Genomic DNA, 15,425 nt, shown 5'->3' with positions numbered 1-15,425 from the left:
CGGCCTCGAACCGTGACAACCTTTCCACGGGCCCACCCGTCTACCCTCCATGGATCACCCGACAATCAGGCGGTGCACCGGATGAGTCCCCAGACCGCTGCCGTGACGTCATCCCGTGTCGCCGTCCGCACGACGGGCGGTAAGGCGGCACGCTTCACGGCCTTCGCCGAGCGCACGACGCCGGCGCTGTCCCGTCTCGCGTTCCTGCTCACCGGCGACGAGCACCGCGCCCGCGACCTCGTCCAGCAGGCTCTGGAGCGCACCTATCTCGCCTGGGGGCGCGTGGCCGACGGCAACCCGGAGGCATACGCGCGGCGGATCGTCGTGAACGCGCGGATCGACGGCTGGCGCAAGCGGCGCCGGGAGACGCCGGCCGACCCAGCCGAGCTGTGGGATGCGCAGATCTCTGACCAGACCTCGGGGGTGCTGCACCGCGACCAGCTGGTCCGGGCGCTGCGGACCCTGCCGCCCGCGCAGCGACGCGTGATCGTGCTGCGCTACCTGTACGACCTCAGCGAAGCGGACACGGCAGCCGAGCTCGGCGTGTCCGCGGGCTCGGTCAAGTCCGCCGCGTCCCGCGGTCTGGCGCGCCTGCGCACGGTGCTCGGCGACGAGTCCTCCCCGGAGAGCACGACCCAGCGGAAGGGGACGGCACGATGACCTCTCAGATGCACTCCGACGACGTTCTGGTCGACCTTCTCCGGGCCTCGGCCGCCCAGACCCAGCCCCTCGATCTCGACGCACGCGCACTGGCCCGTACGGCGGTGCGGAGAGGCCGGACACGACGTGCGCTCCAGGCGGGGGGCGGCGTCCTCGCGGCCGCCGTGATAGCCGGTGGCGCATGGTGGTACGGGACGTCCGCGACGACGCCGGCCCCTGCGGACCCCGCTCCTTCCGTGAGCCCGACGCCGGAGGACAGGCCGACAACGGGCCCGTTCGCGAACGACCCGACGATGGTCCGGCTTCCCACGCTCGACGGGGTCCAGCCTGGTGTCGTGCCCGAGGGCTGGGTGTCCCACGAGGTGAACGGGCTGCGGTTCGCGGTGCCGGACGGATGGAGCGAGGTACCGGAGAAGCCGTATCCCGGGGAGCCGATCCACGCCCGCCGCTACGCACACCTCTGGGAGCAGGACGGGACGGTCCGCTTCACCGGCCCCGGCGGAGCCCGCGTGATCGCGGCCGAGTCGGCTTTGGTCGAGAGCTTCACGCCGGAGAACCCGCCACAGGGTGACGCGCTCACGCAGGAAGCAAGAGCGCTCTTCCCCGTGAACGGGTCGGATCTCGCCCTGGCATCCCTCCAGGGCTGGTTCCACGACGGCATGTCGCTCGACTCGGCCGAGGTCCAGGTCCGCGCGGCCGGCGGCAGGGGTTACGTCGTCGTCGCGACGGGCCTCGACGCGCTGGACGACCAGGACACCCTGGTGAAGCTGCTCGGCACCCTCACCTTCACCGAGAAGGCACACCGTTCCACGCCGCTGACCGAGGTCCCTCGCTGGCGGCATGCCGACCAGGAGATCCCCGACGGCTGGCGGACGGTGCGTGACGGCTCCGTCACCCTGTCGGTGCCGGGTGACTGGCACGTCTCCGACGGCGCGGCGTCCCGGCCTCCAGGTGAGTTCGTCTCCTTCGGGAGGCTGGACTCCCCGGGGCCGATGACCACCGACCGGGCGCAGCACCGCGTCGAGACGTCCGGCGCGCAGGCGATCCTCGTGAGATCGGAGCTCTCCCGCTACCCATGGTCCGAGCAGCCCGTGATCGACGGGCAGGTGGACGTGCGACTCAGTTCCGGCGAGATCGTCACCATCTCCATGGCCCTGGTGAACGACGAGGACGGAGCCGGCCTGCTCCGCCAGATCGCAGGCACGGTCCGTGTGCACCCATGACCCACCGGCGGCGGGCGGGAGGCACTCCTCGGCTCCCGGGACCGCCGTCGGGGCGCTGCAGGATTCCGCCTCGCCGCTGACGCTCGTCACAGTTATCGATGCACGCCCCCGGCCCGTCACCTGGTAGTCTCGTTCCGGCCGTTACGGAAGCGATTCATCGCTCCCGATCCACGGTCCCGCGCCTGTAGCTCAGTGGATAGAGCGTCTGCCTCCGGAGCAGAAGGTCGGGGGTTCGAATCCCTTCAGGCGCACCCGAGAAAAACGGCCTCTGACCAGCCCGCACGGCGGTCAGGGGCCGTTCGGCGTCCACGGCGACGACGGTACTCCCCGCCAGACTTCCCGTCCCACGTAGCCGGTTGGAGACGTCGGCGGATCGGTTTTACACCGATGACCGGGTTGCCGGTATCGTCCGCCACATGTCCGACGCGATGGCACCTGACCAGGCCACGGCAAGCACCCCCACGGCATCCACCTCGTTCACCACCGGCGACGTCGTCGAGTTCTTCCCGTCACGCGGGCACGTGACCACGTTGGCGGTCGCCGCGCTCGTGCTGACGGTCGTCTGCGGCGCTGCCGCCGTCGTCGGGTTCGGCTCGGCGCAGGCCGAGCCCTCACCCACGGCGCTCGTCGTGACCACGACGGGCGCGGTCGGCACCCTCATGGCGCTGGGCGCCGGGCTGATCGCGGTACGTCGCATGCTCGTGGCGCGCTGGCCGGTGCTGATCGTCGACGACGACGGTTTCACCGACTGGCTGCCCAACCTCGGTGCCGAACGCGTGGAGTGGTCCGAGGTCACCGGGATCCGGGACGCGAGCCTCGCAGGCCGCGCGGTGGTCGCCGTCGACGTCGTCGACCCCGAGGCCGTCGCCGAACGCCAGCGGACCGCCGTCCGCCGGCTGGCCGCGGCGACGAACCAGCGGCTCGCCGGGACCCCCGTCGTCCTGAAACCGGGCAGCATCGACGCCTCCGCCGAACAGATCAAGGCGGCCCTGACGCCGCACGTCGCCAGGTAGGTCGCCGGACGCCGGACGCCGGAACGAGGCATGACGGACCTGGTTGGACAACGATTTCCCCTGCTTGTGTAGACTTCCTCACAGCACCTGACACGGGCGACAGGGGACCTGCCATGAGCGACGTCGACAAGGCCGGCCACGACGTCGGCCCGGACACCGGTTACAGCGACTTCGAGTTCGAGCGGCGGTTCTTCGTGCGGGACTTCCCCCGCACGCTCCGGGACGCGCCGGCACTCATCGTCCAGTCCTACTTCGTGGCCGACGACGGCTACGCGCTCCGCGTCCGCGTCCAGGCGAGCGACGTCGAGGTACCACAGGAACGAGGCGGGGACCCGGCCACCGTGCTGGGGGACCACGCCGGCGAGATCGACTTCGCCGCCGTGACGGTCAAGGGACCGGCCGTCGGCGGGACCCGTTACGAGGCCGAGCGCCCCGTGGATCCGAGCATCGCCGTGGAGCTGGTCCGGCGCGGCGGACATCCCGTGGTCAAGACCCGCTATGCCGCGTGGCTCGGAGCGGACGGCTGGTCGATCGACGTGTTCGGTGGCGCGAACCATCCGCTGGTCATCGCGGAGTGCGAACGCTCCCGCCCGGTCACCGGGCTCGAGATCCCGGACTTCTGCATCACCGAGATCACGGACGACGCCCGCTTCTCGAACGACTCGCTCGCCGTCCGGCCGTACGACTCGTGGTCGGCGGCGTTCGACGCGGAACTCGCCGCCGAGGGCCCGCGCTTTCGCCAGGACTTCGGCCCCAACTCACGCCTCGGCACAGGCTGACCGGCCCGGCTCAGCCGCCGCGACGCCGCTCAGCCGTTCCAGAGCCCGAGTTCCCGCACGCCGTCGACGTACTCCCAGTGCCAGGGTTCGTACTTCTCCCCGCCCACCTGCGCCCACGCCGGGTTCTGCCAGCCGTAGGCGGGTGCGTTCGCCCAGAGCCACGAGTAGATCTCGCTGTTGCTGGTCTCCTGCTTGCAGATGTCGATCGCCAGCCCCCACCCGTGGTTCGACGTACCCGGCGACGCCGCCCAGTAGCCGAGCTGCGCCTTCACCGCGTACTGGGTGTCGAGGTCCCGATAGCTGGCCACCAGGCACATGTCCCGCCCGAACTGGGCACGGAACGCCCCGTTGAGCGCGGACAGGGCGACCGCGGCGTCAGGCCTCAGCCGCTCGTCCTCCTGCCACAACTCGCACAGCGAATGGTCGGAGAGGAGGCCGTTGCCGCCCTCGACCGGCGCGTTGTAGTCGCAGCCGGGCAGCGGACTGCGATCCGCGTCACGACTGACCGCCTGGGTCTCGGCGCGTTCGATCCTCGGCGCGGCCATGACGTTCTCCGACGCGCGCGGCGCCGTGGCGGGATCGGTCACCAGGTCGAGCGGGGAAGGTCCGGTGGGATCGGCCGCGACCTCGAAGGGCGACTCACCGCTCCGTTCGGCCTGCTGGCCGAGCGGGACCCCGATCGTGGCGGCCGCGAGGGTGCCGAGCACCGCGGTGCGGGAAAGGAACTTCTGCGCGGGTGCGGTGCGCGCACCGGCTGCCGGGTCCTCGCGGCGGGCACGGCCGCCGCGGACCGGTCGGCCGCCACGGCGGGCAGCCTGGCTGCGCTCCAGGGCTTCGCGCCGGGCACGGCGGGTGGGGTACGCAGGCGCTGCGCCTGGGCCGACCGCTGGCTCCACTGCTCCTCCGAGTTCGCTGCCGCACCCCCCAACGCGGCCCCGTCGTCATCCGGCCTCGACCATAGCCGTAGCTCGCATCGGTGCCAAGCCGGGGCAGGACGCGCATACACGAAATGCCGTTCTCACCCGCTCGACCCGCCCGAAGTTCACCGGCGCTGCATCGCGTCCCGGACCTCGCCGACCAGTTCCTCGAGGATGTCCTCCAGGAACACGACTCCCCGCAGCTCGCCACCCTCCCCGACCACCCGGGCCAGATGCGCGCCCGAACGCTGCATCACGCGCAGCGCGTCCTCCACCTCGTCACCGGGCCGCACGCTCGCCAGCGCACGCACCCGCCAGAGCGCCACGGGCTCGGTCCGCGCCGTACCCGTCGCATACAGCACGTCCTTGAGGTGCAGGTACCCGATCAGGCGCTCGTCGGCCGCGCGACCGTCCAGGCCGTCGGCACCGTCGCCCTCGGAAGCCGGGGCCGCCAGCACCGGGAACCGTGAGAAGCCGTGCTCCGCCACGAGCCGCTCGACGTCGTCGGGTGTCACGCCCTCCGTCAGCGTCACCAGCGAGCCCACGGGAACCATCACGTCGACGGCCGTCTTCTCGGAGAACTCGAGCGCGCCGGACAGGAGGCCCAGGTCGTCCTTGAGCACGCCTTCGGCCTGGGAGTGCTCGACGATCGACTGCACCTCCTCCGCCGTGAACGCGGACGCCACCTCGTCGCGCGGCTCGACGCCCGTCAGGCGGACGGCATGGTTGGCGAGCCAGTTCAGCGCCACGATCACCGGCCGCACCACCCGGGCGAGGACCACCAGCGGCGGCCCGAACCACAGCACCGCGCCTTCCGGTGTGGACACGGCCAGGTTCTTCGGCACCATCTCACCGAGGACCACGTGCAGGTAGACGACGATCGCGAGCGCCGCCGCCATGGCGATGGGATGGGCCAGCGCCTCGGCGCCGAGCGCGTGCAGCGGCACCTCGAGCATGTGGGCGAGCGCGGGCTCGGCCACCATGCCGAGTCCCGTGGAGCACACGGTCACACCGAGCTGCGCGCACGCCAGCATGAGGGACACGTGCTCCATGGCCCAGAGCACGGTCTGCGCACGGCGGTTGCCCGCCGCGGCGAGCGGCTCGATCTGGGACCGCTTCGCCGACAGCACGGCGAACTCCGCCCCGACGAAGAAGGCATTGCCCGCCAGGAGCACGAGTGCGACGACGATCGCGGTGGTGGTACTCATCCGCGTGCCTCCTTCGTGACACGGTGCTGCCCGGAGGCGACGTCGGCCACCGTGGCGGCCTCCGGGCCCGGGGGCGCGGGGCGCACCCGGAGCCGCTCGACGCGTCTGCCGTCCATCGCCTCGACGCGGAGCACGGTGCCGGACACCGTGACCTCGTCGCCGACCCGGGGCACGCGCCCGAGCTCGGCCATGACGAGCCCGCCGAGCGTCTCGTACGCGGCCCCGTCGGGGACGACGACGCGAGTGTTCTCCTGCAGCTCGTCGGGCCGCAGGACCGCGGGCACCACCCATTCGCCGCCCGGAGCGCGCACGACGCCGGCGCGGCGCCGGTCGTGCTCGTCGGCGACCTCTCCCACCAGTTCCTCGACGACGTCCTCCAGGGTGACCACTCCCGAGGTCCCCCCGTACTCGTCGACCACGACGGCCATCTGCAGGCCGAGGTCGCGCAGCTCGACCAGCAGCGGCCCGAGCCCGACGGTCTCGGGCACGCGCGGGGCGTCGACCATCAACGCGGTGGCCGGGACCTCGGCCCGTCGGTCGTGCGGTACACCGACGGCGCGCCGCAGGTTCACCAGGCCGATGACGTCGTCCCGGTCCTGTCCGATCACGGGGAACCGCGAGTGCCCGGTGTTCATGGCGAGCCGGACGACGTCGGCGGCGGTGGCGTCCCGTTCGACCACGATCATCCGCATGCGGTCGGTCATGACGTCGTTGGCGCTCAGCTCATGGAGCTCGATCGAGTTGGTGAGGAGCTGCGCGACGGACTTCCCGAGCGTGCCCTCGGCCGCCGAACGACGAACCAGGGAGGCGAGCTCGGTGGCGGACCTGGCACCGGACAGCTCCTCGCGCGGTTCGACGCCGACGCGGCGCAGCAGCGCGTTGGCGGAGCCGTTGAGCAGCAGGATCACGGGCTTGAAGAGCACGGTGAACACGCGCTGCAGCGGGATGACGAGGCGCGCGGAGCCGAGTGGCACCGACAGGGCGAAGTTCTTGGGGATGAGCTCGCCGAACAGCATGGAGAAGCCGTTCACGAGGATCAGGGCGAGCACGGTCGCGAGGGCGAGGCCGACGGCACCGGACAGGGGAAAGTTCCCGAACGCCGCGGTCAGCAGGTTCACCAGGGCGGGCTGGGCCGTGTAGCCGAGCAGGATCGTGGTGACGGTGATGCCGACCTGGGCGGAGCTGAGTTCGGTGGAGAGGCTCTTCAGCGCTGTGCGGACGGCGCGGTCGCGGCGTCCCGGGCGGGAGGGGGCGGTGGTGCCGGCGGAGGAGCCGGGTCTGTCACCCTCCTCGTCGTCGCCGATGACGGCGGGGTCGAGGGTGACCAGAGAGAACTCGCCTGCGACGAAGATCGCGGTTCCTGCGGTGAGGAGCACTCCGACGGCGACCATGATCCAGTCGGCGGTCATCGAGGGCTCCGGGGATGGCGCGGTTCGATCATGGTGAGCCGATCGTAGCGCCGGTGGGGGACGCTGACGAGATCCCGTGCGCAAGGTGCCGAGATCTCGTGCGCAACACGTGCGCTCGTGACACGACCGGGCGGCTTCCGGCCCGGGTTCAGCTTCCTTTCAGGCTGGGGGGTGCAAGATGGACCCATGTCTTCAGGTACGCCGCAGCAGCCGGGCAGCCCCGCCCGCCCCGACCCCGTCCCGTCGGGCGCCACCGGTACTGGCCAGCAGAGCGCCACGATCCTCGTCGTGGAGGACGAGCCGACCATCGCCACGGCGATCGCCCAGCGGTTGTCGGCCGAGGGCTGGCGGGTCGAGGTCGCGCGGGACGGCCTGTCGGGGGTGGACGCCGCCATGCGGCTGCGTCCCGACGCCATCGTGCTCGACGTGATGCTGCCGGGGATCGACGGGCTCGAGGTGACGCGGCGGATCCAGGCCGAGCAGCCGGTGCCGATCCTCATGCTCACGGCCCGCGACGACGAGACGGACATGCTCGTGGGGCTGGGTGTCGGCGCGGACGACTACATGACCAAGCCCTTCTCCATGCGTGAACTCGTGGCCCGGCTCAAGGCCCTGCTGCGGCGGGTGGACCGCGCCGCCCAGGCGGCCGCCTCCACGCCGTCGGAGCCGCCGATGGCGATGGGGGACGTCACGGTCGACCGCGCCCAGCGCAGGGTCTACCGGGGCAACGAGGAGATCCACCTGACTCCCACCGAGTTCGAGCTGCTCGTCATGCTCGCCTCCTCCCCCAAGACGGTGCTCACCCGCGAGCGGCTGCTGGCGGAGGTCTGGGACTGGGCGGACGCGAGCGGTACCCGCACCGTCGACTCCCACATCAAGGCGCTGCGCAGGAAGCTGGGTTCGGACCTGATCCGGACCGTCCACGGCGTGGGGTACGCGTTCGAACCGCCGACGGCGTGACGCGATGAGTCGCAGGCTGCCCGGCGTCGCGCGGACCCTGCGCGACGTCCGCCCGCTGGACCCCCTGAGTTCCATCAAGATCAAGCTCGGCATCCTCGTCGCCGCGACGGTGACCCTCGCGGTCATGATCACCTGGGTCGGCCTGCAGCTCGAGATGGGCCCGAGCCGCACGTTCCCCGTGGCGATCCTCCTGTCGCTGGTCCTGACCCAGTTCCTGGCGCGGGGGATGACCTCGCCGCTGCGCGAGATGACGCACGCCGTGCAGGCGATGGCCGACGGCGACTACACCACGCGCGTGCGCGCGACGAGCCACGACGAGGTCGGCCAGCTCGCCGCCGCGTTCAACCAGATGTCCGAGGACCTGGCGTCCGTGGAACAGACACGGCGCGACCTCATCGCCAACGTGTCGCACGAGCTACGCACGCCCGTGGCCGCGCTGCAGGCACAGCTCGAGAACATGGTCGACGGGGTCGTCCCCGCGACGCCGGCCATGCTCGAGCAGGCCCACGCGCAGACGGAGCGGCTGACACGCCTCGTCACCTACTTGCTGGACCTGTCGCGCCTCGAGGCCGGGGCGTCGGCACTGTCCGTGTCGGAGTTCGACGTCGGCGACCTGATGGAGGAGTGCGCGGACGGCCTCCAGATGGTGGACGCCGCCAAGGACCTGCACTACATCATCGACGTGACGCCGCCGAACCTCACCATCGAGGCGGATCGTGAGCGGCTGCACCAGGTCCTGACCAACCTGCTGCAGAACGCGATCCGACACTCGCCGAGGGACGGCGACATCCGCATGGACGCCTATCCGGTCGGCGAGACCGTCGTGCTGGAGATCAGCGACCAGGGACCGGGTATCGCCCCGGAGGACCGGGAACGCATCTTCCAGCGGTTCGCGCGCGGCACGGCGTCGAGTCCGACGTCGGCGGGCGCGGGCAGCGGCACGGAGGGCGCTCCCGTCACCGGGGGCGTCACGCCTCCGGCGAGCGGCGGTACGGGGATCGGCCTGGCCATCGTCCGCTGGGCGGTGGAATTGCACGGCGGGCACGTCGAGGTGGCCGACTCCACCGAGGGAGCGACCATGCGGGTCACCCTCCCGGCGCGCGCGCATCCGGCGCCGGGTGTCGCCGCCGAGCGCCTGGGCGCCCAGTAGGAAGTGGAGAGGCATGGTGACGCCGGGGAGCCGGCACCACCCGGATGTGCACGCCCGAAGGGGAACGCGTAGAGACATGGGACGCGGAGGACAACCCCATCGGACCGTGATTTCCATCACACGAACCAGGGATTGTCTTCACTCATCGCACGGCGGAAACGTGGCGTTGACGGGTTCGAGAACGAATGTTGCCCGCTTTTTGCCTGCGCAGCAGAGTTCATGACGAAGCATCGGCGATGACCGCCCGTCCGGCGTGTGAACCCACAGACGTCACACCCGTTTCCGGGCTCGTAAGGCATACCCTTGTGCTGTCCGAAACCGTCGGACTGAGGCCGTGACCGGTCAGCGCCGGCACCCTCACAGAGCGCAGAATCTATGGGTGAAGGTGGGCGATCCGCGCGTGTCCCCTAAAGCTGGTTCAGAGTCGATCAGCGTGGCGAGCTCGTCGTTCGGAGCCAATGAATGGCTCGTCGACGAGCTCTACCAGCAATATCTGAAGGACAAGAACGCCGTCGACCCCGCGTGGTGGGAGTTCTTCGAGGACTACACGCCGTCGCCGGACAGCACGCGCAAGGCGGCGGACACACAGTCCGCGGCGCCGGCCGATGCCGCGCCGTCCGACACCGCACAGACTGAGCCCGCACCGGCGAAGACGCCGTCGGGCAGCCAGGGCACGGCCGCGGCCGAGGCGGCGCAGCAGCCCGCCGAGAAGGTCATTCCGGCGGACCCCAAGGTCACCGCGGCGGCACCCCCCGTCGCCACCCCGGCGGTCCAGGACTACGGCCAGTCGCTGCTGCAGCCCAAGCCCCACCACGACGACGCCGTCGACGACGTGCAGAAGCTGCGTGGCCCCGCCGCGCGCGTCGTGACCAACATGGAGTCCTCCCTCGAGGTCCCGACGGCGACGTCGGTGCGAGCGGTACCCGCCAAGCTCATGGTGGACAACCGCATCGTCATCAACAACCACCTCAAGCGGGGACGCGGCGGCAAGGTCTCGTTCACCCACCTGATCGGGTACGCGCTCGTCGAGGCACTGAGCGACATGCCGGTGATGAACGCGCACTACGAGCTGGTCGACGGCAAGCCGGGCGTCAACCAGCCCGCCCACGTCGGCTTCGGTCTCGCCATCGACCTGGCCAAGCCCGACGGCTCCCGCCAGCTCCTGGTCCCCAGCATCAAGAAGGCCGAGGAGCTCGACTTCGCGGAGTTCGTCGCCGCGTACGAGGACCTCGTCCGCAAGGCGCGTGGCGGCAAGCTCGGTGTCCCGGACTTCCAGGGCACCACGATCTCGCTGACCAACCCGGGCGGCATCGGGACGGTGCACTCCGTGCCGCGGCTCATGCAGGGCCAGGGCACCATCGTCGGCGTCGGCGCCATGGACTACCCCGCCGAGTTCGCGGGGGCGTCGGACGAACAGCTCGCCCGCATGGGCATCTCCAAGGTGATGACGATCACCTCGACGTACGACCACCGCATCATCCAGGGCGCGCAGTCCGGCGAGTTCCTCAAGATCATCTCGGAGAAGCTCCTCGGCCTCGACGGCTTCTACGACCGCGTCTTCGCGGCACTCCGCGTCCCCTACGAGCCGGTGCGCTGGGTGCGCGACAACACCGTCGACGCCGACGTCGAGGCCGCCAAGCCGGCCAAGGTCGCCGAGATCATCCAGGCGTTCCGCTCCCGCGGGCACCTCATGGCGGACACCGACCCGCTCGCCTACCGCCAGCGCAAGCACCCGGACCTCGACATCCAGAACCACGGCATGACGCTGTGGGACCTGGACCGAGTCTTCCCCACGGCCGGTTTCGGCCCGAAGCCCAAGATGAAGCTGCGCGACATCCTCGGCCTGCTGCGCGACTCCTACTGCCGCTCCATCGGCGTGGAGTACATGCACATCGCCGACGTGGCGCAGCGCAAGTGGCTCCAGGAACGGCTGGAGTCGGGCTACGCCAAGACCCCGCGCGAGGACCAGCTGCGCATCCTGCGCCGGCTGAACTCCGCGGAGGCGTTCGAGACGTTCCTGCAGACCAAGTACGTCGGCCAGAAGCGCTTCTCGCTGGAGGGCGGCGAGTCGCTCATCCCGCTGCTCGACGCGATCCTGTCCCGGGCCGCCGAGGGCGGGCTGGACGAGGTCGGGCTCGGCATGGCCCACCGCGGTCGCCTGAACGTGCTGGCGAACATCGCCGGCAAGAGCTACGCCCAGATCTTCAAGGAGTTCGAGGGCCAGATCGACCCGAAGTCCGTGCAGGGCTCGGGCGATGTGAAGTACCACCTGGGCACCGAGGGCACGTTCACCGCCGAGTCGGGGGCGACCACCAAGGTGTACCTGGCCGCCAACCCATCGCACCTGGAGGCGGTGGACCCGGTGCTCGAGGGCATCGTCCGCGCCAAGCAGGACCGCATCGACCTGGGCGCCGACGGCTTCTCCGTGCTGCCGATCCTGGTGCACGGCGACGCCGCGTTCGCCGGTCAGGGCGTGGTGCCCGAGGTGCTCAACCTCGCCCAGCTGCGCGGGTACCGCACGGGCGGCACCATTCACGTCATCGTGAACAACCAGGTGGGCTTCACCACCGGTCCGCAGTCGTCCCGGTCGACCACGTACGCCACCGACGTCGCGAAGGGCTACCAGGTCCCGGTCTTCCACGTGAACGGCGACGACCCCGAGGCCGTCGTCCGCGTCGCGGAACTCGCCTTCGCGTTCCGTGAGCAGTTCGGCCAGGACGTCATCGTCGACCTGATCTGCTACCGCCGCCGCGGTCACAACGAGGGCGACGACCCCTCGATGACGCAGCCCATGATGTACAACCTCATCGAGGCGAAGCGCTCCGTGCGCAAGCTGTACACGGAGAACCTCGTCGCCCGGGGCGACATCACGGTCGAGGAGGCCGAGGCCGCGCTGCAGGACTACCAGAAGCAGCTCGAGCGGGTCTTCACCGAGACCAAGGCCGACTTCACGCCGGCGCCCCAGTCCGAGCTCGTCGCAGGTCTGGAGCGCCCCGAGGCACAGCTCGAGGACGCCGGGACGATGGTCGGCTGGCAGACGGCGATCAGCCACGACGTGCTGCAGCGCATCGGCTCGGTGCACACCGCGCCGCCGGAGGGCTTCAACGTCCACCCGAAGCTGGCCAAGCTGCTCGAGACGCGCGAGATCATGTCCAAGGACGGCGGCATCGACTGGGGCTTCGGCGAGCTCGTGGCGTTCGGCTCGCTGCTCATCGAGGGCACGCCGGTACGGCTCGCCGGCCAGGACTCCCGCCGGGGCACGTTCGTGCAGCGCCACGCCGTGCTGCACGACCGCGAGACCGGCGCCGAGTGGACGCCCCTGCTGTACCTGACGCCCGACCAGGCGAAGTTCTGGGTGTACGACTCCTCCCTCAGCGAGTACGCGGCCCTCGGGTTCGAGTACGGCTACTCGGTGGAGCGTCCCGACGCGCTGGTGCTCTGGGAGGCGCAGTTCGGCGACTTCGTCAACGGCGCCCAGACCGTGATCGACGAGTTCATCTCGTCCGCGGAGCAGAAGTGGGGCCAGTCGTCGTCGGCGGTCATGCTGCTCCCGCACGGTTACGAGGGGCAGGGGCCGGACCACTCGTCGGCCCGCATCGAGCGCTTCCTGCAGCTCGGCGCGGAGAACAACATGACGATCGCGCAGCCCAGCACTCCGGCGTCGTACTTCCATCTGCTGCGCCGCCAGGCCTACGCCCGCCCGCGCCGCCCGCTGGTGGTGTTCACGCCGAAGCAGCTGCTGCGGCTCAAGGCGGCGGCGTCGGCCGTCGAGGACTTCACGTCCGGCACGTTCCAGCCGGTGCTCGGCGACACCGCGGCCGACCCGGCGAAGGTGGGCCGGCTGATCCTGTGCACCGGCCGGGTGTACTACGACCTGATCGCCGAGCGCGCCAAGCGTGGGGACGAGGGCGTGGCGATCGTCCGTCTGGAGCAGCTCTACCCGTTCCCGGAGGAGCAGATCCGCGCGGAGATCGCGAAGTACCCGGGCGCCGAGATCGTCTGGGTGCAGGACGAGCCGCAGAACCAGGGTGCGTGGTCGTACATCCACCTGGCCCTGCCGACGGACCTGCCGTACGTCAAGGTGATCAGCCGCGACGCATCCGCCTCCACGGCGGCCGGCACGGCCAAGCTCCACCAGGCACAGCAGAAGCACCTCATCGAGCAGGCCTTCGCCCGCTGATCCGCGACACGAGGAAGCCCACCGCTCGTCCGGGCGGTGGGCTTCCTCGTGTCGCCGTCAGTCGTCCTGCGGAAGCCCCAGCCACGAGTGCCAGCCCGTGTGGAGCACGAGCCAGGCCATGAGCCCGTAGCCGGCCTGACCCGGATACGTCGTCCCGTTCTGCGCCAGGTCGGCCAGCCACTGCTCGTGGGAGGCGAGCGGCGTGTACGTGTCCACGTAGGGCACGCGGCGCCGGCTCGCGACATCGGCGAACGCGTCGGACAGCTCGGCGATCCGATCACCCTGGTCGGGCGTGCCGGGCGGCGGGCCGACGACGAACGCGGGCGTCCGGTTCGCCTCCGCGACGTCGAGGATGTTCGCCAGGTTCAGGCGCGAGCGCGCAACCGACAGGCCCGCGGCGACGTCATGGCGGCCCAGCGCGACCACGAGCCGGTTGTCCACCTCGTGCTCGGGGCCGAAGCGCGCCGCGGTCTCGGCCTCCCACCGGGCGCCGAGCTGCGTCGACGTCTCGCCCGGAATGGCCAGGGTGAACATCATCGCGGGCCGGCCGAAGCTCGTCCGCGCCACGACACGACCGGTCCAGCCGAGCGCTCTCGCGTCACCGACACCGGTGGCCAGCTCGTCGCCGACGACACAGATGCGCACCTGGCGTTCCTGCACGGACCTCTCCTTGCTTCAGCACTCATCCTGCCGCTTCACGGGCTGCGCTCCGCGGATGCCTCGTTCCTCGGCCCCACCCCGCACTTCGCCCTTCGTCGCGCCAGTGTTGATCGTGACGCTCCTCGGACTCCGTACCGGGCGGGAGCCTCGTTCCTCGGCCCCACCCCGCACTTCGCCCTTCGTCGCGCCAGTGGACCGGTTCGCACGTCGTCCCGGCCGGCTCCATTGTCGGTCAACCGGGATGGACCACCTGGGATTTCCCGCTCAGGCGCGCCGCTCGTCCAGCAGCGTGACACCCCACCGCACGCGATGCGTGTCGCCCGCGGCGAGTCGGACGAGCCGGTCGCCCGTGAGGAAGGCGTCGGCATAGCAGGTCATCGGCTCTGCCGCGAGACCCATCCTGTGGTTCTCCTCCCCGACGTGGTCGCCGGTGCACGCCTGCCAGACGTCCATCGACCCGTCCATCCACAGTGCGGCCGTGCGGCCGTCCGTCCCGGTGAGCCGGATCCACGACAGGCCGTCATCGTCCCGCAGCACATCGACGAACGCGTCGTCCAGGTCACGACCCGCCATGGTGACGGGCTCCCGCATGTCGAACGGGCCGGCGACCGGCTCCTTGCCGGTGGGCAGCAGACGGGCGTCCGTCGTGATCCTGGTGGCGGCGTCGAGCCGGACGGTGCAGTCGTCGAGGTCCGCACCGCCCGTGGACAACCACGGGTGGAAGCCCGCGCCGTAGGGCGCCGTACCGGTGCCGACGTTCGTCGTGGTCAGCGTCACGGTCAGGCCGCCGTCGGACAGGGCGTACGTGATCTGCGCACTGAGCTGGAAGGGGTATCCGGGCTGCGGGACGACGTCGAGACCGAGCGTGACGGACACGTCCGTGCGGTCGACGAGTGCCCACCGCTCCCAGGCGACGAGACCGTGCAGCGCGGTACCGCGAGCCGGCTCGGTCACGGGCAGCGTGTAGCGGACCCCGTCGAGCTCGTAGACGCCGTCGCGCAGCCGGTTGGGCCACGGGAGCAGGACGGCACCGTTGAACACCGGATTGACCTCGTCGACCCCGAACGGGACGACGACGTCGCGGCCACCCACCGTGTACTCGCGCAGGGCCGCGCCCACCTCGGTGACGGTGACGTGCTGTTCGCCGTACGAAATGCTGTGTTGTGTGCCGGACGGCGCGGGTACCGTCTGTGGGTCTGTCATCACCCTCACACCTTAGAGGCTGCATGGAACCGGGAAGTTTCCGTGTCGTGCGGATAGCGTGGG

12 protein-coding genes and 1 tRNA gene are annotated in these 15,425 nt (G+C 70.7%); 8 read left to right on the top strand and 5 right to left on the bottom strand.

The genetic code is table 11. From position 1 onward, the window contains the following. Window positions 1-102: 102 nt before the first annotated feature. The 5 genes from J0911_RS07425 to J0911_RS07405 all read left to right on the top strand — a co-directional run bounded on the left by J0911_RS07425 (window position 103) and on the right by J0911_RS07405 (window position 3,675). The gene (locus tag J0911_RS07425; protein WP_307864965.1) at window positions 103-660 is read left to right on the top strand and encodes a SigE family RNA polymerase sigma factor; all 558 of its coding nucleotides are present in this window, start codon (window positions 103-105) and stop codon (window positions 658-660) included. Then, window positions 657-1,883, top strand: a complete 1,227-nt coding sequence (locus J0911_RS07420; RefSeq protein WP_207274816.1) for a hypothetical protein — start codon at window positions 657-659, stop codon at window positions 1,881-1,883. Before J0911_RS07425 ends, J0911_RS07420 begins: the two co-directional genes overlap by 4 nt. A 178-nt stretch (window positions 1,884-2,061) precedes the next feature. Further along, a tRNA-Arg gene (locus J0911_RS07415) sits at window positions 2,062-2,134 on the top strand. A gap of 165 nt (window positions 2,135-2,299) precedes the next feature. Then, on the top strand, window positions 2,300-2,896 hold the full coding sequence (locus J0911_RS07410) for an STM3941 family protein (protein ID WP_207274815.1): 597 nt from the start codon (window positions 2,300-2,302) through the stop codon (window positions 2,894-2,896). A 113-nt stretch (window positions 2,897-3,009) separates the two neighbouring features. Beyond that, window positions 3,010-3,675, top strand: coding sequence for a CYTH domain-containing protein (locus J0911_RS07405; RefSeq protein ID WP_207274814.1), 666 nt, complete (start codon window positions 3,010-3,012; stop codon window positions 3,673-3,675). A 29-nt stretch (window positions 3,676-3,704) separates the two neighbouring features. Here the strand turns inward: J0911_RS07405 and J0911_RS07400 are convergent, their stop codons facing one another. The 3 genes from J0911_RS07400 to J0911_RS07390 form a co-directional block, all read right to left on the bottom strand. Continuing rightward, window positions 3,705-4,571: a D-alanyl-D-alanine carboxypeptidase family protein gene (locus tag J0911_RS07400; protein ID WP_207274813.1), complete on the bottom strand. Its 867-nt coding sequence runs from the start codon at window positions 4,569-4,571 to the stop codon at window positions 3,705-3,707. A 146-nt stretch (window positions 4,572-4,717) separates the two neighbouring features. Continuing rightward, window positions 4,718-5,800, bottom strand: a complete 1,083-nt coding sequence (locus J0911_RS07395; protein ID WP_207274812.1) for a hemolysin family protein — start codon at window positions 5,798-5,800, stop codon at window positions 4,718-4,720. Next, entirely contained in the window at window positions 5,797-7,209 is a 1,413-nt protein-coding gene (locus J0911_RS07390; RefSeq protein ID WP_207274811.1) for a hemolysin family protein, read from the bottom strand. Before J0911_RS07390 ends, J0911_RS07395 begins: the two co-directional genes overlap by 4 nt. A 186-nt stretch (window positions 7,210-7,395) precedes the next feature. On the opposite strand from J0911_RS07390, the gene J0911_RS07385 reads away from it, so the two are divergent. The 3 genes from J0911_RS07385 (at window position 7,396) to J0911_RS07375 (ending at window position 13,499) form a co-directional block, all read left to right on the top strand. After that, the gene (locus J0911_RS07385; protein ID WP_242636420.1) at window positions 7,396-8,169 is read left to right on the top strand and encodes a response regulator transcription factor; all 774 of its coding nucleotides are present in this window, start codon (window positions 7,396-7,398) and stop codon (window positions 8,167-8,169) included. A gap of 4 nt (window positions 8,170-8,173) precedes the next feature. Continuing rightward, the gene (locus tag J0911_RS07380; RefSeq protein ID WP_207274810.1) at window positions 8,174-9,319 is read left to right on the top strand and encodes a sensor histidine kinase; all 1,146 of its coding nucleotides are present in this window, start codon (window positions 8,174-8,176) and stop codon (window positions 9,317-9,319) included. 433 nt (window positions 9,320-9,752) lie between these two features. After that, entirely contained in the window at window positions 9,753-13,499 is a 3,747-nt protein-coding gene (locus tag J0911_RS07375; RefSeq protein WP_307864964.1) for a multifunctional oxoglutarate decarboxylase/oxoglutarate dehydrogenase thiamine pyrophosphate-binding subunit/dihydrolipoyllysine-residue succinyltransferase subunit, read from the top strand. Between the two features lie 57 nt (window positions 13,500-13,556). Here J0911_RS07375 and J0911_RS07370 read toward each other — a convergent pair whose 3' ends face one another. After that, window positions 13,557-14,159 (bottom strand): GDSL-type esterase/lipase family protein, encoded by a 603-nt coding sequence (locus tag J0911_RS07370; RefSeq protein WP_307864963.1) that lies wholly within the window; start codon window positions 14,157-14,159, stop codon window positions 13,557-13,559. Window positions 14,160-14,423: 264 nt separating this feature from the next. Further along, on the bottom strand, window positions 14,424-15,362 hold the full coding sequence (locus tag J0911_RS07365) for an aldose 1-epimerase family protein (protein WP_207274809.1): 939 nt from the start codon (window positions 15,360-15,362) through the stop codon (window positions 14,424-14,426). Window positions 15,363-15,425: the final 63 nt, after the last annotated feature.

The organism is Myceligenerans salitolerans (assembly GCF_017349295.1).
GTDB lineage: Bacteria > Actinomycetota > Actinomycetes > Actinomycetales > Cellulomonadaceae > Myceligenerans > Myceligenerans salitolerans.
The sequence above is the reverse complement of the archived record's forward strand: the minus strand, read 5'-3'. Positions and strand labels throughout refer to the sequence as shown.